Below are 20,797 nucleotides of genomic sequence, written 5' to 3'. Positions count from 1 at the left end.
TGATGCTACTTTAATATTACAATAAAGAGCCGTGCAAATGTGCACGGTTCTTTATTGCCTTGCCTGTTTTATTACTTACTCCTTTTTATCAATGCAGTTTTGCATCAGTTGATGCTTGGTAAGTATACTTTACTCACGTTTAAACGCACCTGTGTATAAGGTGCAGAATTTTAATTAGAATTGTGTATCTAATCGGCAATCGGGCCCGACCTTTATGCAAGCATCAGCTTATCGCACTCGGTCCTTCTTTCGATTTGATTCAGCGACGTATTATAAATTGCTTAAACTAATTTGTATTGAGATATAACCGTATGTGATTCTTGTCTTTATAACATAAAAAAAGCCGCAGGAACGCGGCTATTAAGTGTTGATGAGAATCGAGAGCCGAATGAAACAAAACGTGAATATGATGTTAGCTGATGGATACGGCTGCTTCGAACTACTCACTTACGCTTCTTTCCTTAGTCAGCTTCTTAAAAGCAATGTATTCTTTATTAGATCTTATATAATGTAATATCTCATTGGTACACTCACTCGATCTCATTATTTCAGTATTGAATTCAAGATCCTATTCATTAAAGATTCCGTTCGCAGCGTTTATCCCAGATTATCCATCGTTGACAGCTGCGGCGGATCATAACGACTGGCATTCAGGATCCGGCACGGATCCGTGGTTATGGCGTATTCGGATTGTCCAAGAAGGTGTTGCTGCATATGGAAAGTTTTTTAGTGATAAAGCCTGCTTCATTCAAACCGACCGGTTTGGATAAAAAGGAAAACAAAAAAGAATATGAAAGATCACTGGTTGAACTACAGAATTATGGTGATGTCGTTATCACTGGAGCAGCAAAACAAAATGAAGATGATTCAGGCTGGAACAGTATGTGCTACCAACCTTCGGAATTATGGTTGAGCTCGATTCAGGCAAGAAGTGACGATGTACTCGTCGATGATGCGAGGATTCGGTTGAAATCGGAATTATCCGAAATTTGCTCTGAGAAGTCTTTTAGATTCTTCGCAAAGAAACTAGCTCTCTGAACAAACAACAAAGCCGCTAAATTTAGCGACTTTCAAAGAAAATATCCTATGATGCATGGATAGCCCTCTTCGTGCCCCATAATGTAGATTCTCCTGAAAAAAGCTAGGGAAAGAAAAAATCCCTAGCAACTAAATTAGCGACTTTCTATGAGGCCATGTTCTTGTCCCACGGCAAAAGCGGAACAGTTAGAACGGATAACTAGTTCGAAAGGAGCACCTTTCTGCGGTGCTCCTTCTCTACCAATCTATCATAATGCGAACATTAATTTTTCTTCAGTGTTTCTACAAGCTCGTTCAAGCGATCCCAGGTTTGAGTAATGCCTTCCAGCAATCCCATGTCGAGAACCGCTTGAAGGGATTCCTCTGAATCGAATACTGAACGGCTGACCAATTTTGTTTCTCCTCCCAAATCAAGGAATTCCATCGTCACTTCAGGAGCAGGCATAGCTTCATTGATATTGCCATCCTCATCTGAGAAATAATCAGTGTAGACAATTTTTTCTGGCTCCACAATTTCCTTATAAATTGTCTTGTTCCAAGATTCCATACCGTACTCATCCTGATTTTGATCCACACATTTCATGCAGTAATGCCAAACACCGCCTGGTCGAAAATCGATGTTGCAAACAGGCAGTTCCCATCCATGGGTACCCCACCAACGCTTCAAGTATTCTGGCTCTTTGAACAGTTTGAATACAAACTCACGCGGGGCATCAAACACACGCTCTAACACAAGCACCTTATCATTTTCCACTCTAGAAATCATTACATGTTTGGACATTGTAATTCCTCCTTTTTTTCAGTCGCTAGAACTCTCCCTCATTCTTTAGCTCCTTCAGTAGACGATCCAAATTATCGAATCTTTCTTCCATAATTCCTTGGAATGTCTTGATCCATGACTCCAAGGATTGAAAGGGCTCGGGCCTAAGCTTGTAATATCGACGGTTAGCTTTAGCAAGTACCTTCACAATCCCACAATCACTCAACACTTTTAAATGTTTAGATGTGTGAGGTTGACTTAGTTTAATCTGATGGCTAATTTCACCAACTGTTAGAGGGGATTCCCGCAATAGTTCAATGATAGCTAATCGGTTAGGTTCCGCTAATGCCTTGAGTGTTGTTACATCCATGTTTGGGGTTTCTACTGGCATGCGACTCACCTCGTTCTTATAAGTCCTCGATCATATAATGCAGTGTCTCAGCTCCTTCTCATCAAATAATAACTACTATATGGAATATAACAAAAACGGTATATAACTTTCAAGTAATATTCGAAATTAACACCTATCGCTTTCATTTTCTTTCGCTGGTTCAATAACAATGAGGACTTAAAGGGATAGTAGGTTAGTCATCTTTACCTTTTATTTTGAGAGAACCTACACCAATAATTGCTCCCAGTATAACTAAAACTATACTGGCTATAATTTCATAACCTTGCAAAGCCTCGATGTAATTTACGAGAAACCAACTTGGTCCCCCACTTGTCAATCGGTTTATGATACCTCCAACTCCTTGAATTAATAGAAGTAGACTTACACCGCTTGCAATCTCTTTCATAATGTTACATCCCCTTTCCAAATAATTAATTTCACGATAGAATTCCTCTGATGCCAATATTGAATAAAACCGCTCCAATAACTGCCACTCCCACTAATACGGAAGATAATGGAGCTTTTACTAATTTTGTTCTTAGTTTTTCAAGCTTAGTCTGTATCCAGCCTCGAAATAATTTATAAATGAACAATAATAAGATTGAAGGAAGTACCATAAGCACGTTATAGCCGAGTAAAATACTTATGGACCAACCCGTATTTAACGCTAAACGATCCATTAATAATATCGAATAAAAATACGGTAAAGCTGTGGTAAACTCGATCGCAAAAACAATAATGCCGAGTATAATCATCGCACGTATTGATACTTGCTTAGGTAACCATTCCAAAAATCGGGATTCCATTCCTTTTTTAGGCTTATAATAACTAATTAGTACAAAGACGACTCCAAGTACCGTATAAAACCAACTTGAAATTTGATTGTTAGACATGCTATCTATAAAACCAAGTATCTTCCCGACTCCTAGGTAAACCAGGATCCCCATCATTAAATAACAAAATTGTGTGGATAATAAAAAAATGATCAAACGCGATGTCAATTTTTCTTTTTGTATTAGAAGGATATAAGCTGTGATCGCCAGTACCCCGGGGCTTAAGATATCAATGAAAGCACAGAGTACAATAATGAGGAGTGCTGTTGTGGAATTTATGTTGGCAGGAATTAATGATTCCATGATTTCAAGCACCTAACCATCCCCCCCCCTAATTTTATTTATTTAACACACTGTGATAAAATGATAATAACACAGTGTGTGAAAAAATCAAGAGGTGATTTGAGTGCCGAAAATTGTTGATCATGATCACAAAAGGAAAATTATCGCCGAAATGGCTTGGGAAATTATTGAAAAGGAGGGCTTTGAAAAAGCATCTATCCGAAGAATTGCATCTGAGGCTGGTATGTCTACCGGGGCACTAAGACATTATTTCTCAAACCAAGATGAATTACTATTATTTATCATGGAATATTTTCTTGCCCGGGGGAAAGAAAGATCGGATAACAGATCATGGTCTCAAGACCCTTTCATTGCGGTTCAAGAAACATTGTTAGAATTAGTTCCAGTGGATCGGGATAAACAAACTGAAACTAGCGTTTGGCTGGTTTTCGCGATTCGCTCGCTTACGAGTGTAGCTCTAAGCACGAAAAAAGATGAATTAACTGAAGGAGAATATATTTTAATGGAAGCACTGCTTAAAATATTGATAAAAGCAGGCTGTGTAAAGAAAGACATCAATATTGAAATTGAGAAATTAAGGCTTTCGGTAGTTATTGAAGGTTTATCCATACATGCTCTATTAAGACCAGATATTTTTACAATTGAAAAAACGGAACAAATTATTACTCACCACTTAAATGAACTTTGCAATCAATAATGCAGCTAGAATAAAAATAGACACCCTTAGTGATAATGAGTTGAACATTAATCCAGGCACATTACGTAACTGGCGCAAAAAGTATCGGGTATCGAGTCTGTCAAAAAGAACTAAGGTTTCAATTTATCGAAGATTATCGCTCCAAGTTTCGTTTGGAGAAGATGTGCGTTCTCTTTCACGTGTCTCGGAGCGGTTTATTACACATGGCGTACCTCTGAAGCTTCTGAACGGGAAAAACGTAAGGCAATGCTAACTGAACGTGTGAAATGGCACTTCTACGACTCCGATGAAACCTACGGCAGTCCCAGAGTACGAAACGGGCTGGTGGTGGAAGGATGGACGGTATCGGAACGTATGGCAGGTCTCATTATGCGCGAACATGGTCTTCGTTAAGTTTGATACTTATCTAATCGGTAATCCGCTCATGTTCTTGTCCTTGACTCGGACAGGCCGTAAGTACGACCCTGTAAGTGCTTTAACACTTCCCGAAATCATTCTTCACGATATATCACACGGCTTGCAGCAGTGACTATGATTGAATAAGCCAATCTGTCTCTAACGCATTCCAGTTTGGCGCAGGCACATCCGACCTTGCCCTCCATTCGGCAAAGTCCTCATTCAAGGCTGTAAGTTCAACTGCTGTCCCATAAACTAACCCGCTAACCGGAAGCACGAAGAAAATCTTCAACGCCCAGCGGATTAAGTTTGGATAGCCGGTAATCCAAGACGTCTGCTTCGCAGGGGATAAAGGGTACCCCAATGATTCAAGTACACGGAAGCCCTCTCCCATCGCCGCCACTAACTGATGCATTCGCCTGTCATCGCGGACAATATACACGAGAAAATACCTACCCGGGAGAGGGCAGGTATTAAAGGTGAATCGTATGAATGGCTTACCAACATCGATCACTAAATATTAGTCCAGAAGGCTGTAGATCTGAATGCTCTCCACCTTGGAATCCTTGATATGAAACGACATCACATCCACATAATTGGATGGCTCGTAACGGAATTCATCCTCCTCATTAGGGGCTCCATCACCAAGCAGTTTCCCCTCAGGGTAGGCGTTTTTGAGTGTATCCAGGCTATCTCCTGCTTTAATGTTTCGCACTGTCGCGTACTTAGGATCTGTAATTTCGATATGAAAGATGGAGTCTTGCTTCCCCTCCGGTATACTGATTGTTTTAATCTCCAGACCAGGATACGTATAAACCTTCTCTGTAAAACCGATTAACGTATCCATGTTTGTTCCATCGCCGGCACGGTACGTATGAGATTTCAGGTTATCCGGTTTGCCCAGCATCTGTTCCATCTGATCTTCATTTGCTGTATCCGAAATCGCAATGGTGTGCTCATTATAGACAAAAGCAAGCTCCTTCAGCACCACATTGCCTTCCTTCTCCATCGAACCTTCCTTAATAGCTTCAGCACTTTGTCCTTGCGAATTTTCTGAAGCAGGCGCAGTAGAAGTTGATGCTCCTTCGCCTTTGGCCTGTTCGTCGGGCGTGTTTTTTTCAGCCGAGTTCTGCGCCGCTTCTGGCGACTTGGCACCATTGGACAAACAGCCCGTCAGTGCCATCGTTAGTAAAATACTCAGCAGGAAAACAGCTGGAGCTTTGTTTATCCGTTTCATCATGATCCCTCCATAAATGTGTGATTTCTTCTTATGAAGTGATTATAAAAAAAGCATTTATTAGTCTCATAACAGAATTGTACCAATCTTGTAACGTAACTGCTTACGCGCGTTTTTTACGCACGGGGTAACACAATCGTAACGGTCGTTCCTTCCCCGATTTGACTTTCCAAATCGATATATCCATTAAACCGCTCTACAATCTCTTTGCAAATCGAAAGTCCAAGACCTGAACCGTTCGCTGTGCTTGCATTTTTCGCCCGGTAAAATCGTTCCTGTACTCGCTCCAGCTCATCGCCCGCGATACCGATACCTTGATCACGTATCCGTATAACTACCTCGCTTGGCGTATGTGTAAGCTTCAATTCGATTCGCGATGGACTGCCTGAATACTTGATGGCATTGTCCACAAGGTTGGCGATCGCATGGGACATCAGCATGGGATTCACGTTGGCGTGGACTCTCGTCAGAAGCTTATCCTCCGGTTCCGCTCCCGCCTCCCTGAACATAATCTCGATTCCTTTATCTTTGGCCTTGGCACCCATACTCATTGCGACTTGCTGAATCAGTTCGTTCATTTCCGTCTTCCGGGCTTCCAGTTCGTTTGAACCAGCCTTGTCGAATCGGGATAGCAACAACAGTTCATTAATCAAGCGCGTCAGCCGATCCGATTCCTGCAGCAGATGAGCATAGATTTTTTGCAGCTCCTTGTTCTCGTTCTCCCCTTCAACCAAGTATTGAGAGAAACCACGAATGGCTGCCAATGGGGTTTTTAACTCGTGAGATACGTTGGAGACAAATTGCTTCTGGTACTGAATGTAATCATGAAGCTGCCGCCCCATGGAATCCAGCCCATCTGCCAGCATGCCCAGCTCATCCTTCCGGTTTAGATGAACTCTCCGAAACTCCTGTCTAGAGAAACTTTGCGCAGCGCCAAGCAACAGCTTAATCGGCTTGGTTGTGCTCTGGGCAATCCACAGACTGGATAACGTAATCAGTACAATAAATCCGCCTGCACCCGCAAACAGGATATAACGGATTTGATCCATAATCGCATAAAAGTAGGAAATATCCTCCACGAACTCATACACATATGCGTTCTCGTAATATTGATTCTGAATGGGAGTCGCAAAATATAGCAGATGATCTTCCGTTACGGTGTAGGCGTAACTGCCGCTCAGGGCTTTCTCAATATTCTTATTAAAAATAAGAGGTTTGCCATCATTAATGATGATGCCATCCACAGCCAAGCCCAGCAACTGCTTGGAGCTATCATAGATACGGACTTCCTTGCCTGAAGCTTTCAGCTTCTCCAGAGCAAGTCTGACGATTTCTTCTGTCTGCGGTTCTTCTGTCGATGATCTATGCTGTGCCAACACCTCACGGAAGGACAACTCGGACAGATCCGCCTTCTCCATCATCTGTTTTTCAATGGTAACGAAGCTGTAGTAATCGATGGTTTTATTCACCGCAAAAATGATGATGCCAAAGGACAGCACGGAGAAAAATAAATAATTCAGCAGTAACCGGGTTGCATACTTCAGGCCTCGCCACCTCCAAGTTGATAGCCAAATCCATAGATCGTCCTGACATACTTCGGTTCATCCGCGTTATCCTCCAGCTTCTTCCGTAATCGCATGATGGTCATATCCACACTGCGACTGTCTCCCATAAAGTCATATCCCCATCCGATCTGCAGCAGCTCATCCCGGGTAAAGATTTTGTCCGGCCTTTTGAGTAACGTTTCCAGAATTTTAAACTCTTTGGCCGTTAAAGACACGGGTACACCGTTTTTCAGCACCCTTCGGCTTTCCAGATCGAATGTCAGCTCTTGATGAACGATGCGTGTAGATTTCACTTCTGTTCCTTCGCTTGATTCCTCCTTGCTCTCGTTTCTTCGCAGAATGACCTTGATCCGAGCGAGCAATTCACGATTGTCAAAGGGTTTGGTCATGTAATCTTCCGCCCCTAGCTCTAGTCCGAGCACCTTGTCGATCACCTCGTTTTTGGCAGAAAGCATGATCACAGGAACGGCACGTTTCCCGGTGATTTCCTTGCACAGGTCATATCCGGAGCAGTCAGGCAGCATCAAGTCAAGCACCACCAGGTCCGGTCCAAAAGCATCGAGCAGCTGCAGGGCTACTTTACCGTTTTCAGCCGTTTGAACGACGTAGTTTTCTCTTCTCAGTACGAGCTCAATTAAATCTCTGATTGCGACTTCATCATCAATGACGAGTATTTTCTTCAATGTGCACCCCTTCTAGCCTTGTTCCCCAGCTTGAATCATCATTTACCCTCATCTTAGCACAGACACTTTAGATTCCTCCACCAACTGGATGATGAGGTATATTCCACTGAGCCCAACATAATTAGTAATAAACCCGAAGAAAGGAGTACAATCAAAGGGGCTTCACGCAATTCCTTGTCAATGGACATACACGTCTCCTCACGGCCTTTCGAAACGCTTTTCTTTTCCTGAAATGCTGGCTACCCTCATACCAATAGCTTTCATTTTCACTTCAACAGAATAGCTAACTCTAGTTGCCGACAAAAAAACACCTCCAAGATGATCTCCATGTCCTACGACATGGTTGCATTATCTTGAAGGTGTTTTAATTTGTCTTACATTATGGGGGCAGTTCCCCTCCCCGGTCAATCCTTGATGCCTCACTATATTTATAACGAAAGGCTTCAGCGTTTTTTTGTTATACCTGTAAGATTATAATAGGATATAATACTGGTACTAGAGGGCTTGGAGACAAATGGAAAATACTGTGTGGTTATCCTTTTTATATTAAACAAAATAAGAAATATGGAGATGAAGCGGTATGACAGATTATCCAACTAGTAAGGATATTTTTCGGGAATGTTGTTCCAGGATTGCCGCGGCCTGCGCGCCATGCGGTTTCAAATACAATAAATCCAGAAGAAAGATGATTAAACCAATCGGTCCCTTTACAGCTGAGATAAGTTTTTTAAGTCACTCTTCCAATTTAGCCGGCAGTAATTTGGAGTTTAATACCAATTCCCGGATCATAAATACGCACAGCGGAAAAGTATACTGGGAGATCAGCTTGAGCAGCTTCCGGGACAAAGGCAAGGTATGGAATTTGGCCAAGGAAGCCACTCGAGAGCGGGAACTGGCAGAAATAATCACGTTGATTCAAAATAAGGTCGTTCCATTGATGGACAGGTACGAGACGAATCTCGAGGAGATCCTTGAGGAGGTCATCCAGAATGGATGGTTTTTGCCGAATGCGTATCCAATGGAATTCTATGTGCTTGACGTTCTAGACCTGGTGGTTGATTTCGGCTCACCTGAACAAATACGTGAATGCGCGCATCGATACATCCGCCACTTATCGGAGGAAATGCAGGAAACCTTCGAGAACGATTATAATGCATATCAACGGGACGGACAGCCTGCAAGCACAATAGCATTTCGTAAATTAATCCCTTTTATGACCGAGCGCAACATTTCACTACCACTATAAAATGAAAGGATATCGACTATCCCAATCCACACAGACATCTCATTGTTTGTTTTGCTTGTTCAATGATTGAGTTCATAACAATCAACTCCTATACATCTTATAGCATCACTTGCAGCAATTTCTGATAACGTTTTGTATTTACGACTTTCTGGCCTCTTAGAGTCGCTGCTTATAGTTGTGAGGCTTGCCGAACACCTAATGCAGTAACGCCACGACGGACTTAGGGGCTGGATGAGGTCACTCGCTTCTCAGTGTGACCCGAAGCGTCAAAAATGGTGTTAGTCGAAGGAAGTTCTGGAAGCAGCCATGGCATTTAAGGCCTTCTCAAAATAGCTATATACTTCATCCGCAATTCCCAGAAACTCTTCAACAAGTACATTATTACCATCCAAGTAACAAGCATACAGATATTCAACTAAAGCGGAGTCAATCTCACAATAATTTAATATGGCATTCTTCATCTTAATAATGTCATCTTGCCATACACCTGTATCTTCTAAAACCAGAGAGTATAAAGCACGAATTAATCTCTTAGAGTAACCTTTAATATATCTGGCTTTCATTGTGTTATCACTAGCATTAGAAAGTAAACGATGTCTACGATCTACTTCCTTCTTGGTCTCTGCATTTAAGTCTAAAATGAAATCTGGAGAAATAATTATCGGTGGTACTTTTTCACCAACGTCATCACCATTTATGCAAACACAAATGATCTTTACCCAAAAACCCCAATCATTTGGTTTACTTAATACATCGTCAATCGAGCAAATTGTCGTATCAATCTTAGTTAATACTGGATATTCTTTCAAAAGACTGTCATTAATATTTGACAATCTTTCGTAATCAATATCTTTGGGATTTACACATACAATAGTAAAATCTGCATCTGACTTGAAAGGTTTGGCAGTTCCTTTTGGAATCGAGCCACACATATAGATGCTATGAATCTTCCCTTTAAATTCGGTAAGTATATGATCTATATACTTATCAACAAAATCCTTATATTCACTTTGTATTACAATTCTTTTTATAACTTTTTCTAATTTCATATAGACTCCTCCTAAACTAAGAATTTCTTTTGGCTAACGTTTTTGTATTCACGACGCCTGGCGAATGCCAGGTGTGTCCGGCAGCCTCTGCTTCCCCGAAATCCTCTGCCGGACCGAGGGCGTATGCCCGATGCGTGAATATGGTGTTATATGACGGCGCGCTGAACCAACCTACATGTCTTTTAAGAGCCATTCTAAATCAAAATTATACTTTTTAATTAGTTTCTTCTCTTCGTATTGTGCAATATAATCAATTATTGTTTCTAGAACTCCTGTTTGAATAATCATCGAAAGATTTGAAGAGGCGTCCTTTATTCCTCTTTGCTTTTCTAATTCCAACATTCGTTCTATAATCTCTTTAAATCCTCTTAGGGATTCTTCATCTTGATAAATAAACTCCCTGTTGAGGTCTATACTCTTTAATTCTTCCTTATACTGCGCAATTTTTTCAGTCTGTCTTTTTTCATCTAAATCAGCACTTCGTTGGTAAGGTCCAAGACGGAATTCTGTTCTCCATTTGACAAATAATTCTTTCGAAATCCCCAATTCTTTTGAACCATCCCACTGGTCTAAATTTCGATCTACTACTAGTTCATACATCACTTCTTTCAAGGGTTTTCCATATCTCTTCTCGATTTGCTCTTTATACTCTTTATTAGTAATCAATTTTTGTTGCCTCCTTATTTCTTCGTACTGTCATATAACGTCTTATTTACGAACTTTGTAAATAACTTCACTATGTAGAGTATTCGCGAAATCAATAAACTCCCCTGCCTGTTAGCTTAATAAATTTAATTAATAGTTCAATGCTTATCTAATCGGTAATCGGTACAAGTTCTTGTCCTTGGCTCTGGACAAGAACTTGTACCTATAAATCAAAAAAGCCGCTATTTTAGCGACTTTCAATGGGACCATGGTCTTGTCCCTCATGAAAATTATCCATTTTAAAGTATTCGCGAAGTTATTGAAAATCCTGCCCGTTAGCATTATGAATGGGAACATGGTTAGATACTTATCTAATCGGTAATCGGCTTATGTTCCTGTCTTTTACGGCTATCGGTACAAGTTCTTGTCCCCCGTCAACGGTCACCCGCTGTCTGTAACAGCAAGCTTTAGATGCTACTCTTAGGGAGATGACTTAACATTATTGAACTAGCTTGGTACAGATAAGCTTACCACCTGCGAATAGCGCATATAAATGAAATAAGTGCCCCAATCGATGCGATTGTCCGCACATGATTCCACGGTACCCAACTGTCCCAATATTCCCCCCATGTCTGAGCCCCCTCCGAGCTACCAGAAGTCGCGGCGGCTAAAGTGTCGTTGAGCGGAACATTGAAGATAGCCGTGACCATAAATACTCCGAAGATGATGAGCAGGCTTCCAACAATTACGTATATTGCGCTAGTTCTACCCATTTTGATAAATGAAGCTATCCCCAATACGACACTCAATACCGTTGTGCCCATGAAGACCAACATAAAGGACGATTGTAGAATCGTCGAATTGATGCTCTGCATGACGGATATACCTTTTTCGACCGGGAGCTTGGCAAGTGATTGCATGACGAAGGCAGAGAAGGCGAAGAATACGCCAGCCAGGAGGCCGGCTCCCACCGCGGATGCATAGGTTAAATAATAGAGCAGATTTATCATCATCTTTCCCCTCCCGCTATCCATAGGTTGAATTTACGAACAAGTTACTGCAAGTGATTGTTCTTACAGAGGTTTCGCATAACATCATATCTACGAACTTCGTAAATAACTCCATATGTAGAGAATTCGAGAAATTATTGAACTACCCTGTTCGTTAGCTAAATAATTTCCTTAATGAAAAAGTTGATGCAGAGACAATAGCCCCAATCCAGGCGAGTCTTAAATGTATTTATTGTCTTCACCTTTAAAATTTACTTTTTGGTATATAAATTGGTTTATCTACTCTAAGGCCGCCCAAACGAGCGGCCGGGAAAAGTTGAAGGTGTTTTAATTTGTCTCTACATTATGGGGGCGGTTCCCCTCCCCGGTAAAGGCCTTTTATTTTCAACTCCAACTGCTTGTTGTATCATTCATGAAGAACTGAAATGTAATGTTAAAATGATCTTTCACTATTCCGAAGCAGGGACTGAATTCAGTTTCTTGCAACGGGAATATAACTTGTCCTTTTTCGCTGAATTTTTTATACATTTCTTCAATCTCGCTTTGTTGCGTCGCTGTAATGCAAATATTCACCTGATCTCCGATTACAATAGATTGCCCCGGAAAGATGTCAGCGACCATCAAATCATTTTCACCGGTTTGCAACACAGCATGGGAAATACGAGTCTTCACTTCATCAGGCAAACCATCGGCATCCTTGCCTTCTCCGTACGTAGTTTTGAACAGTAATTTCGAGTTCAACGCTTCCTGGTAAAACTCAATCGCTTCCGCAGCTTGTCCATCCAGCATAATAAATGGTGTTGAGCGCATTGACATATAAACATCTCCCTTTAATTGAAATTGTCCAATTTGTTATTTGGACTTCATTAGCATCTTATCTGAAAATAGTGACAATACTTGTCATAAATATAAGAAATGGAGTTTATAATGGCAAAGTCGAAAAGACTGATCGGGATTATGATAATCATCAACAGAAAGAGATCCTTCAAAACCAAGGACCTTGCCAATTTTGCGATCTGGTTAGATCTGTTGAACCATCCGAGCCGAAAATCGTTACCACCTTTAATGATAGTAAAAACTCTTCCTTACTGAATATGTCGGTAACACTCTTCGATCCAAATATGAAACCAATGCACGACGGGGTCATTGCCCCTAAAGCGCCATGTTCTCCCGGTTCCCCCCATCGTAAAACGACCACAAAAAAAGGCCAACCAGAAGATTCTGGCTAACCTGATAATACGAAAAGCCGCTAAAATAGCGACTTTTCTAAGGGGTAGTGCAGGAATCAGATAGTAAGCTATCCTTATAACTTTCCCAACAGCCTGCAGCTCGACTCCGTTTTGTTTCAAGTTGCGGAGTATCGTTGTGCGAAGAGCTTCCATGTTTCACCGAAAAAAACCTCGTTTTGCCGTCAGGATTTTTCGCACCGACAATTCCTACACATGTTCAGGTGATGAGTGAGCTTTGTTATATAATCTTGTTACATGGACGCTCACCTCTCTATTACAGCAGACTTTCAGACTATCTTACTGCTGTGTTCAGCATTATGCGTCCGGTTTCTTTTTGGCCAATTTGGCTCCAGCAGATTTTGCACGACAGACTACAAGCGGTGGGACACTTCGACGCTGAGCGTTATAATTTCAGCTGTCTAAAGTAGTGCTTAAAATGTGATAAAACTGCTCCCTATCTACAGTTCTGGCGATCTCCACATTTCCGTTTGGAGCGGGAGTAAATATCGTACTTCCCATATTGTTTTCCTTTTCCGTTTCCACCCGGACAAGTGCCCTTTTCAAAACTGCAAATATCAGGGTGAAAAATAGAAACAGCTACTAAAGGGTCATGTAAGGTCAGCTTTCCGGCACTTTCCAGCCATGCGCTTCCAAAATCAAGAACAGCTTTCATCAAATCCGTATCTGCTCTTAAAAGGGTTCTCGCCCGTCTGGCATCAATGGTAAGCATATCGGTAACTTCCAGCGGAAATGCCTGATGGTTGGCTACATGGGAAGCAAATACAATCTTTGAAGCCAATGGGTCAGCCCATGAGTTCCAGTTGTAGCAAGGTTCTGGCAACGGATCAACGCCAAAATAGCCGTTCATTACATAAAGCCCTTTTAACAATCCCTGTGCGTCTGGATAAGAGCAAAACAGGGTAGCGATATTTGTCATATTTCCTATACCAATTAACACAATTTCATGTGGGTTTTCCTTTATTTTTTGATACAGAAAACCTGGTGCGTCCGCTTTCTCATAAGTATTGTGCGGCCAATGCTCTAATGCGCTTACACCATCCGGCGTGGGATATACGGGAATAGGCTGTAATGTCGTGTCCAAGCCCGCCACGATCGGAATCATTTTGCCTACGGTCCGACAAATTGCGTCTGCAACTGCCGCCCGTTTTTCAGGCTCTCCACAAACCGTTGTTATTCCAAGAAGTTCACATTGTGGTTCCTTTAATAAATATGCAAGGCAAATCGCATCATCAATATCTCCGCCAATATCTGTATCAAGTAAAATTTTTTCCATTCATAAAATCCTCCTGTATTTTTTTATTGATACAAGAGGTTGTTGCAAATCCCCATACTGCACCTCCTTATTTTAGTGGCTTATATTATATCACATGACCAAAATCTAGTGCGGCAACTGGTGGGTATGCTGCTCTTATGATTACCAAGTCTCGACGTCCGGTAATTTTTCCCCGGGTTAGGCTACCCTATAATGTAGTCACATTTCAGTCAATATCCTACAATGTGGCCGCTTTAATGCATTTTTTGGTGACACAAATTATTCTATATAAAAATAAAAATGCCCAGTAAATCATGTTTTTCTCGAATCATAAAATTTCAAGAACACGTTTCTTGGGGGCCAATGCGTCAGACAACCTGCCCCGGCCGCTCTGCCGGTGCAGCCGAATATCGGGCCAGCTCTGCCTGCAGCTCGTTCAGCGCGTCATCCAAGCGCCCTCTGAGCTGCTCCGTTATGTCGTAACCGCCGAGTTCCAGGCGGGTGACCCACTGATCTACGGCAAACACCCCGCTGAGAATGTTGGTCCCTCCGAGTGCGGAGACCACCGGCTTCAAGGCATAATCCACGGCAAGCAAATGCGCGATCGTGCCTCCGATAAAAAGGGGGAGCACAACCTTGCCCTGCAGGCCTTTTTGGGGAAGGAGATCCAGAATCGTCTTCAACGCTCCCGAATAGGAAGCTTTATACACCGGGCTTGCAATGATTACGGCAGCTGCGCCTTCAACGGCTGCGATAGCCTGCTTGATGGCCGGACTGTTAAAATCGGCCCGCAGCAAATCCTCAGCCGGTAGATCCGCTGCCGAGACGAATTCGATCTCGTAGCCGGCAATGACCAGGCGGTCCTCTAAGTATTGCGTCAGTCCGAACAAACGGGACCCTTGAGTCGGGCTCCCTGCTATAAATGCAATTTTTGTCATGGTCTTCCTCCTTATTCGTAAACGTCATGTACGGCTAAGCGTACCCATATTCGCGTCCCATGCACCAGGACATCCTCATCTGGATCGAATCGGGGCTGGTGTATCGCATGCACGATTCCCCGATCCGGATTCCCGCAGCCGATGAATCCAAAGGCACCAGGGACCTGATCCTGGTACCAATCGAAATCCTCGCCCGCCGAGCTTGGTGGATGGAGCCCCTGCACTTGCTCCTCACCCAGCACCTTCCCTGCGGCTTGCGTCATACGACGGAGCGCGGCTCCGTCATTGAGCACGGCCATCCCTTCTCGAAGCTCCAGCTTATAGCTGCCGCCTGCTCCCCCACGACTCTAAAAGATCTGCAACCAGCTTCGAGGTGCGGAAGACATCGTACACTAACTCGGGATACTGATGAAGGTCCCTCCGTATCCTGGAGAGCTCTTCACGAAGCTCCCCCGCAAAAACCATCATTTCTTCATGCTCTACAGCAGCCTTCATTCGCGTCGTCTCTTAGGAACGGACAGCGACTGTCTGAGCCTTGCTGTACCGGTTCTCGGGCACGGGCAGACCCAAATTGCCGCGCAGCGTGTCGCTCTCGTATTCGGTTCTGTAGATGCCTCTATCCTGAAGAATCGGCACGACATGATCCACAAAATCCTCCAGTCCGTTCGGCACCGCTGCGGTAATCATGAAGCCGTCGGCTGCCCCGGCTTCGAACCAAGCCTGGATCTTGTCTGCCACCTGCTCCGGCGTGCCGATAAACCCGCCGCGCGGCGTGGCCGACTGCAGCGCCACTTGCCGAAGAGTAAGCCCCTTCTCCTTGGCATCCCTTTTGATTTTGTCGGTACCGCTCTGGAAGCTGTTCTTGCCCAGGTCGCCCAGCTCAGGGAACGGCTCATCCAGCGGATACTGGGAGAAATCGTGATGCTCGAAGAATCGGCCGAGATAATCCAGGGCATTCTCGATGGTCACCAGGCTGGCCACCTCCTCATATTTGCGCTCGGCCTCCTCCGGCGTGCCGCCGATGATCGGGCTAATGCCGGGAAAGATCAGCACTTCATCCGGATTCCGGCCGAATCCCGCCGCCCGCGCCTTCACGTCCTGATAAAAGGCTGCCGCATCCTCCACAGCCTCATGTCCGGTGAATACCGCATCGGCTTCCTTGGAGGCATAGTTCTTGCCGACCTCGGACGCTCCAGCTTGAAAGATGACCGGCTGCCCCTGCTTGGAACGGGCGATGTTCAGCGGCCCCTTCACGGAGAAGAACTCGCCTTCGTGATTCAGCACGTGCATTTTCTCCGGATCGAAGAATACGCCCGTCTCCTTGTTCCGCACAAAGGCATCGTCCTCCCAAGAATCCCACAGTCCCCGGACAACCTCCAAATACTCCGTTGCGATCCGGTATCGCTTATCATGCTCCGGATGCTCCTTCTTGCCGTAATTCAGCGCAGAGCCCTCCAGCGGAGAGGTAACGATATTCCAGCCTGCGCGTCCGTCGCTGATCTTGTCAAGCGACGCGAACTGCCGGGCCACGGTGAACGGCTCGCTGTACGAGGTGGACAGCGTACCGACAAGACCGATGTTTTTGCTGACGGCGGCCAGGGCGCTCAGAATGGTGATCGGCTCAAAGCGGTTCAGAAAATGCGGTATCGATTTTTCGTTGATATACAAGCCGTCCGCGATGAAGATCAGGTCGAACTTGCCCTCTTCGGCTTTCTGAACCCACTGCTTATACAAACCAAAATTAACGCTTGCGTCGGGCTGCGCATCCGGATGCCGCCACATGGAGGTTCCTCCGCCCACACCGTGCAGGAGCGCCCCCAATTTCAATTGTCTTTGCTTTGCCATGTTCCATTCCTCCTTATCGATCTTAGCGCCATCGCCTCACACGGGGGCGGCAGCCAGTTTAATGCGTTCGATCTGCCCGAGATGATTCTGTATGTGACGGGTAAAACCGTTGACGATATCCGAGACGCTGACGGTCTCCCCTTTGAAATTGATGCCGGTTTTGGCCGCATCGGCCGCGCTCAAACGACGAAGCAACAAGCTGTTATAGTGCAGCAGCGCCCGGAATGCTTCCAAAATATCCGCGGCTCTGCCTTCGTTCGAATATTGGCCGCTGACCCAGGCATCCTGATTAAACGCGGGCAGCTGGGCCGTCGTTCCGGCCAGAATGTCCCGGATTCGGAACGAGATCACGATGCTGTGATCCACCAGATGAGAGAGCACCTCCTGTACGCTCCATATGTGCGGTGCCTGCTTCCATTGGAGCTGATCCTCGCTAAGGCCGGCGACGGCGGCCAGCAGTTGATCATGCGTATTGACAAAGGCTTCAATAGGGAATTTGTTCATTCGATCTCCTCCAATACAAACTCGATAATGACCTGTTCGTGAGAAATAACAAGGAACTGCCCTTCGCATAACACTACAGTCCGTGTTCAGGGCCTCTTCATGGCAATGCATGAAATAGAACAAGGCTTTCGAACGGCAGTAACAAAAGAACTCCTTATCGCGAAGTCTCCCCGCCGGCATGGTAATGCCGGAGCGCCCGCTCCGCCAGCCTCGTGAAGAAATCGATGCTGACCGGAATCGCCCGCTCATCCAGATCAAAAGCCGGATGGTGCCACTCCTGCGTGCCCGCCGTTCCCATGAAGACAAACAACCCGGGAACCTCGCGCTGGTACACCGCAAAATCCTCCCCGGCCGGCGAAGGAACCGGTAACACCGCTTCATATCCTGCTTCGTCAGCAGCGGCATAACCGAGCTCCGCCAGCTTGCGGTCGTTATGGACCGGCGGCGGTCCCTCGATCCAGCGCACGGCAGCCTTCGTTCCGAAAGCTGCCGCCACGCCTTGAACCACCTGGCTGAATCGTTCAAGCACCTGCTGCCTGACGTCGTCATCAAAGGTGCGGATGGTCCCTTCCAGCAGCGCTTTATCCGGAATCACGTTCCACGCGGTTCCGCTATGCAGCTTCGTCACGCTGATGACGGCACTCTTCAAGGGGCTCACATTGCGGCTTACAATGGACTGGAGGGCCGTAATGATATGCGACGCGGTCACGATCGGGTCAAGGCCCGCTTCGGGTACGGCCGCATGGGACCCCTTCCCCGCCACTTCAACCACGAAGCCGTCGGCGGCGGCCATCAGCGGACCTTCCTTAATGCCAATAGTCCCAACAGGCAGGTCCGGCTTGTTATGCATGCCGAAGATCGCCTGCACGCCTTCGAGCGCCCCGCTGTCGATCACCTGCTTTGCGCCCTTGGCCTTCTCTTCCGCCGGCTGAAAGATCAGCCGGACGGTTCCTCTCAGCTCCTGCTCCCGTTGCTTCAGCGCATACGCCATCCCGATCAAGGCAGCCGTATGAAAATCGTGCCCGCAGGCATGCATTTTGCCGGGAATCGTCGAGGCGTACGGGAGTCCCGTTTCTTCCTGGACCGGCAGGGCGTCGATGTCCGCTCGCAGCGCTATGATCGGACCCTCTTGAAATCCGCCGACTTCGGCGATTACGCCTGTGGCCAGCGGATACTCCGCGACCCGTATCCCGGCTTCCTCAAGCCAGCCCCGGATCAGCTGCGTCGTCCCAAACTCCTCGTTCGACAGCTCCGGGTACCGGTGCAGATGGCGCCGAATTTCAATAAATCGATGGATGTCTATATTCGTGGATAGAACTTGGCTAGGCATTCGTAAAACCTCCTAAACAGTCACGGATCTATGGCCGGCTCCATTACGCCTCGGCAGGAACCTCAGCCAACGCCTCGCTCAGCAGCTCGAATGAGCGGATTCGCTTGGCAAAGGGCTGGATATTACTGGTGACGATAATCTCGTCGACGCCCGAAGCCTGCTGAAGTCGGAGCAGCTGCTCGCGCACGGTTTCCTTCGTCCCTTTGGTGATGAACGGCTCCTGTTCCTCAATCGTGTACGGCTCGCCTGCCTGGCGACCGAATTCTTCGGCCTGTTCCCTCGTCCCCAGCGTCAGCGTCCGGCCGCTGGCCAGATGAATCTTCACCAGCTTCAGCGATCCTGCCAGCTCCGCCGCCTCCTCCGCCGAATCGGCCACGATCACGGACAGGGCGACAAGAATCTCCGGTTCCCTGCCGTGGGAGTAGTCAAACGTGCTCCTGTAAACGCGAATGGCCTCCAGCGCTGCGGATTCATCCCCGTTGATGAAGAGGGAGAACACATAGGGCAGCCCGAGTCCGGCCGCAATTTCCGCGCTGCCGGCGCTGGCACCCAGGACGTACAGCTCAGGCGCGGTCTCCGGCAGCGGAGCGGCGCGAAGCCCGGCGAGCGGATGATCCTCCTCCAGCGTGTTATGAACAAATTGGCGAAGTTCGACGATTTTATCCGTTAACGACGCGTTCTCCTGCACGCCCCGCTGCAGCGCCTGCGTGCTGCGCGGCAAACCGCCCGGGGCGCGCCCGATGCCCAGATCCACGCGTCCCGGCGCGAGCGCGGCCAGCACGTTGAAATTCTCCGCTACCTTGTAGGGACTGTAATGCTGCAGCATGACGCCGCCGGACCCCACGCGGATGGTTTGGGTTTTGGCTAGCAGGTAAGAGATGAGCACCTCCGGCGAAGAGCCCGCCACATGGTCCGAATCGTGATGCTCGGATACCCAGAAGCGCCGGAAGCCGAGCTCCTCCGACTTTTGGGCAAGCAGCACGGTGTGCGCGAACGCCTCCGCTGCCGTTTCCCCGGGATATATTGGACTTTGGTCAAGCACGCTTATGGTAATCCCCATATTGGTTGGCCTCCTAAATGCTATAGTTAAGCTCGGGCGTGATCCGCTTCAGGAACTGCTTGGTCCGTTCTTCACGCGGATTGTGGAACAGCTCGGACGGGGGGCCCTGCTCCACGATCACGCCTTCGTCCATGAACACGACGTGGTTCGCCACATCCCTCGCGAAGCCCATCTCATGCGTTACCACGATCATGGTGATCCCCTCCTTCGCGATTTTGCGAATGACCGCTAGCACCTCGCCCACAAGCTCCGGGTCGAGCGCCGACGTCGGCTCATCGAACAGGATCACCTCCGGCTCCAGGGCGAGCGCCCTGGCAATGCCCACCCGCTGCTGCTGTCCGCCCGAGAGCTGACTCGGGTAGGCATCCAGCTTATCGGCCAGACCCACCTTTTCGAGCAAGGCAATGCTCTTCAGCCTTGCCTCTGCCTTTGGCATTTTTTTGACGACGACCAGGCCTTCCATCACGTTCTCGATCGCCGTCTTATGCTTGAACAGATTGTACTGCTGAAACACCATGGCCGATCTCTGGCGTAGTTCATGAATCTCCTTCTTGGTGGCGCGTTGCACTGGACACGGTAATCGCCGATAGCAATCTCGCCGCCATTCGGCTTTTCGAGATAATTCACGCAGCGCAGCAGCGTGGTTTTGCCGGAACCGCTCGGCCCCAGAATGACCACCACTTCCCCTTTGTTTACCGTCAGATCAATGGATTTCAGCACAACGTTCTTGCCGTATGACTTTGAAATATCGGTCAGTTGAATCAT

General features: G+C 46.4%; 22 protein-coding genes and 2 pseudogenes. 5 read left to right on the top strand and 19 right to left on the bottom strand.

Annotated elements, in window-relative coordinates:
* Positions 1 to 521: 521 nt before the first annotated feature.
* Positions 522 to 1,038 (top strand): annotated as a pseudogene (locus NST44_RS31105) (AlkZ-related protein).
* Between the two features lie 262 nt (positions 1,039 to 1,300).
* Here the strand turns inward: NST44_RS31105 and NST44_RS21215 are convergent.
* From NST44_RS21215 to NST44_RS21200, 4 genes are all read right to left on the bottom strand, one after another.
* Positions 1,301 to 1,819 (bottom strand): SRPBCC domain-containing protein, encoded by a 519-nt coding sequence (locus tag NST44_RS21215; RefSeq protein WP_007131420.1) that lies wholly within the window; start codon positions 1,817 to 1,819, stop codon positions 1,301 to 1,303.
* Positions 1,820 to 1,844: 25 nt separating this feature from the next.
* The gene (locus NST44_RS21210) at positions 1,845 to 2,189 is read right to left on the bottom strand and encodes an ArsR/SmtB family transcription factor (protein ID WP_213614109.1); all 345 of its coding nucleotides are present in this window, start codon (positions 2,187 to 2,189) and stop codon (positions 1,845 to 1,847) included.
* Between the two features lie 193 nt (positions 2,190 to 2,382).
* Complete coding sequence (locus tag NST44_RS21205) at positions 2,383 to 2,595, bottom strand: hypothetical protein (RefSeq protein WP_028407015.1); 213 nt, start codon at positions 2,593 to 2,595, stop codon at positions 2,383 to 2,385.
* Between the two features lie 31 nt (positions 2,596 to 2,626).
* The gene (locus NST44_RS21200) at positions 2,627 to 3,337 is read right to left on the bottom strand and encodes a GAP family protein (RefSeq protein WP_213614111.1); all 711 of its coding nucleotides are present in this window, start codon (positions 3,335 to 3,337) and stop codon (positions 2,627 to 2,629) included.
* Positions 3,338 to 3,428: 91 nt separating this feature from the next.
* Between NST44_RS21200 and NST44_RS21195 the strand changes: the two genes are divergently transcribed.
* Both NST44_RS21195 and NST44_RS21190 read left to right on the top strand, forming a co-directional pair.
* Complete coding sequence (locus NST44_RS21195; protein WP_028407017.1) at positions 3,429 to 4,022, top strand: TetR/AcrR family transcriptional regulator; 594 nt, start codon at positions 3,429 to 3,431, stop codon at positions 4,020 to 4,022.
* Positions 4,023 to 4,268: 246 nt separating this feature from the next.
* Positions 4,269 to 4,415, top strand: coding sequence for an IS3 family transposase (locus NST44_RS21190; RefSeq protein ID WP_186311217.1), 147 nt, complete (start codon positions 4,269 to 4,271; stop codon positions 4,413 to 4,415).
* A 523-nt stretch (positions 4,416 to 4,938) separates the two neighbouring features.
* On the opposite strand, the gene NST44_RS21185 is transcribed toward NST44_RS21190, so the two are convergent.
* From NST44_RS21185 to NST44_RS21175, 3 genes are all read right to left on the bottom strand, one after another.
* Positions 4,939 to 5,658, bottom strand: a complete 720-nt coding sequence (locus tag NST44_RS21185) for a hypothetical protein (protein ID WP_244869114.1) — start codon at positions 5,656 to 5,658, stop codon at positions 4,939 to 4,941.
* Positions 5,659 to 5,771: 113 nt separating this feature from the next.
* Positions 5,772 to 7,124: a sensor histidine kinase gene (locus NST44_RS21180; RefSeq protein WP_244869115.1), complete on the bottom strand. Its 1,353-nt coding sequence runs from the start codon at positions 7,122 to 7,124 to the stop codon at positions 5,772 to 5,774.
* A 71-nt stretch (positions 7,125 to 7,195) separates the two neighbouring features.
* The gene (locus NST44_RS21175; protein ID WP_213614113.1) at positions 7,196 to 7,903 is read right to left on the bottom strand and encodes a response regulator transcription factor; all 708 of its coding nucleotides are present in this window, start codon (positions 7,901 to 7,903) and stop codon (positions 7,196 to 7,198) included.
* Between the two features lie 826 nt (positions 7,904 to 8,729).
* On the opposite strand from NST44_RS21175, the gene NST44_RS21170 reads away from it, so the two are divergent.
* Positions 8,730 to 9,149, top strand: a complete 420-nt coding sequence (locus NST44_RS21170) for a hypothetical protein (RefSeq protein WP_244869116.1) — start codon at positions 8,730 to 8,732, stop codon at positions 9,147 to 9,149.
* Between the two features lie 278 nt (positions 9,150 to 9,427).
* On the opposite strand, the gene NST44_RS21165 is transcribed toward NST44_RS21170, so the two are convergent.
* From NST44_RS21165 to NST44_RS21150, 4 genes are all read right to left on the bottom strand, one after another.
* Positions 9,428 to 10,198, bottom strand: a complete 771-nt coding sequence (locus tag NST44_RS21165; protein ID WP_213614117.1) for a nucleotidyltransferase — start codon at positions 10,196 to 10,198, stop codon at positions 9,428 to 9,430.
* Positions 10,199 to 10,369: 171 nt separating this feature from the next.
* Positions 10,370 to 10,864 (bottom strand): hypothetical protein, encoded by a 495-nt coding sequence (locus tag NST44_RS21160; protein ID WP_213614119.1) that lies wholly within the window; start codon positions 10,862 to 10,864, stop codon positions 10,370 to 10,372.
* Positions 10,865 to 11,370: 506 nt separating this feature from the next.
* On the bottom strand, positions 11,371 to 11,856 hold the full coding sequence (locus NST44_RS21155; protein WP_210095512.1) for an anthrone oxygenase family protein: 486 nt from the start codon (positions 11,854 to 11,856) through the stop codon (positions 11,371 to 11,373).
* A 381-nt stretch (positions 11,857 to 12,237) separates the two neighbouring features.
* Positions 12,238 to 12,669 (bottom strand): VOC family protein, encoded by a 432-nt coding sequence (locus NST44_RS21150; protein WP_213614121.1) that lies wholly within the window; start codon positions 12,667 to 12,669, stop codon positions 12,238 to 12,240.
* Here NST44_RS21150 and NST44_RS21145 point away from each other — a divergent pair.
* The gene (locus tag NST44_RS21145) at positions 12,663 to 13,082 is read left to right on the top strand and encodes a hypothetical protein (protein ID WP_213614123.1); all 420 of its coding nucleotides are present in this window, start codon (positions 12,663 to 12,665) and stop codon (positions 13,080 to 13,082) included. The two genes, NST44_RS21150 and NST44_RS21145, sit on opposite strands and share 7 nt — an antisense overlap.
* 454 nt (positions 13,083 to 13,536) lie before the next feature.
* Here NST44_RS21145 and NST44_RS21140 read toward each other — a convergent pair whose 3' ends face one another.
* The 8 genes and pseudogenes from NST44_RS21140 to NST44_RS21105 all read right to left on the bottom strand — a co-directional run bounded on the left by NST44_RS21140 (position 13,537) and on the right by NST44_RS21105 (position 20,797).
* Complete coding sequence (locus NST44_RS21140) at positions 13,537 to 14,376, bottom strand: nucleoside hydrolase (protein ID WP_213614125.1); 840 nt, start codon at positions 14,374 to 14,376, stop codon at positions 13,537 to 13,539.
* 347 nt (positions 14,377 to 14,723) lie between these two features.
* A complete protein-coding gene (gene ssuE / locus NST44_RS21135; RefSeq protein ID WP_210095515.1) occupies positions 14,724 to 15,293 on the bottom strand; it encodes an NADPH-dependent FMN reductase in 570 nt (189 codons plus the stop codon).
* A gap of 11 nt (positions 15,294 to 15,304) precedes the next feature.
* A complete protein-coding gene (locus NST44_RS21130) occupies positions 15,305 to 15,592 on the bottom strand; it encodes a M20/M25/M40 family metallo-hydrolase (RefSeq protein WP_213614127.1) in 288 nt (95 codons plus the stop codon).
* 208 nt (positions 15,593 to 15,800) lie between these two features.
* Entirely contained in the window at positions 15,801 to 17,138 is a 1,338-nt protein-coding gene (locus NST44_RS21125) for an LLM class flavin-dependent oxidoreductase (protein ID WP_210095517.1), read from the bottom strand.
* 36 nt (positions 17,139 to 17,174) lie between these two features.
* Positions 17,175 to 17,642 carry a DinB family protein gene (locus NST44_RS21120; protein WP_210095518.1) on the bottom strand — a complete coding sequence of 156 codons (468 nt, stop codon included), beginning with the start codon at positions 17,640 to 17,642 and terminating at the stop codon, positions 17,175 to 17,177.
* Positions 17,643 to 17,796: 154 nt separating this feature from the next.
* Positions 17,797 to 18,972 carry a M20 peptidase aminoacylase family protein gene (locus tag NST44_RS21115; RefSeq protein ID WP_340900536.1) on the bottom strand — a complete coding sequence of 392 codons (1,176 nt, stop codon included), beginning with the start codon at positions 18,970 to 18,972 and terminating at the stop codon, positions 17,797 to 17,799.
* 43 nt (positions 18,973 to 19,015) lie between these two features.
* Positions 19,016 to 20,032 carry an LLM class flavin-dependent oxidoreductase gene (locus tag NST44_RS21110; protein WP_210095520.1) on the bottom strand — a complete coding sequence of 339 codons (1,017 nt, stop codon included), beginning with the start codon at positions 20,030 to 20,032 and terminating at the stop codon, positions 19,016 to 19,018.
* Between the two features lie 13 nt (positions 20,033 to 20,045).
* Positions 20,046 to 20,797, bottom strand: a pseudogene (locus NST44_RS21105) (amino acid ABC transporter ATP-binding protein).

This window comes from Paenibacillus sp. FSL W8-0919 (assembly GCF_038003785.1).
In the GTDB taxonomy this organism is placed as follows: Bacteria; Bacillota; Bacilli; order Paenibacillales; family Paenibacillaceae; genus Paenibacillus_AQ; species Paenibacillus_AQ lactis.
This window is presented reverse-complemented; position numbering and strand designations above follow the sequence as displayed.

Coding starts and splice junctions, on each gene's coding strand:
- NST44_RS21215 (WP_007131420.1), bottom strand. CDS start 1,819: ATGTCCAAACATGTAATGATTTCTAGAGTGGAAAATGATAAGGTGCTT.
- NST44_RS21155 (WP_210095512.1), bottom strand. CDS start 11,856: ATGATGATAAATCTGCTCTATTATTTAACCTATGCATCCGCGGTGGGA.
- NST44_RS21190 (WP_186311217.1), top strand. CDS start 4,269: ATGCTAACTGAACGTGTGAAATGGCACTTCTACGACTCCGATGAAACC.
- NST44_RS21130 (WP_213614127.1), bottom strand. CDS start 15,592: ATGGCCGTGCTCAATGACGGAGCCGCGCTCCGTCGTATGACGCAAGCC.
- NST44_RS21110 (WP_210095520.1), bottom strand. CDS start 20,032: ATGGGGATTACCATAAGCGTGCTTGACCAAAGTCCAATATATCCCGGG.
- ssuE (WP_210095515.1), bottom strand. CDS start 15,293: ATGACAAAAATTGCATTTATAGCAGGGAGCCCGACTCAAGGGTCCCGT.
- NST44_RS21210 (WP_213614109.1), bottom strand. CDS start 2,189: ATGCCAGTAGAAACCCCAAACATGGATGTAACAACACTCAAGGCATTA.
- NST44_RS21205 (WP_028407015.1), bottom strand. CDS start 2,595: ATGAAAGAGATTGCAAGCGGTGTAAGTCTACTTCTATTAATTCAAGGA.
- NST44_RS21115 (WP_340900536.1), bottom strand. CDS start 18,972: ATGCCTAGCCAAGTTCTATCCACGAATATAGACATCCATCGATTTATT.
- NST44_RS21140 (WP_213614125.1), bottom strand. CDS start 14,376: ATGGAAAAAATTTTACTTGATACAGATATTGGCGGAGATATTGATGAT.
- NST44_RS21120 (WP_210095518.1), bottom strand. CDS start 17,642: ATGAACAAATTCCCTATTGAAGCCTTTGTCAATACGCATGATCAACTG.
- NST44_RS21125 (WP_210095517.1), bottom strand. CDS start 17,138: ATGGCAAAGCAAAGACAATTGAAATTGGGGGCGCTCCTGCACGGTGTG.
- NST44_RS21185 (WP_244869114.1), bottom strand. CDS start 5,658: ATGATGAAACGGATAAACAAAGCTCCAGCTGTTTTCCTGCTGAGTATT.
- NST44_RS21150 (WP_213614121.1), bottom strand. CDS start 12,669: ATGTCAATGCGCTCAACACCATTTATTATGCTGGATGGACAAGCTGCG.
- NST44_RS21165 (WP_213614117.1), bottom strand. CDS start 10,198: ATGAAATTAGAAAAAGTTATAAAAAGAATTGTAATACAAAGTGAATAT.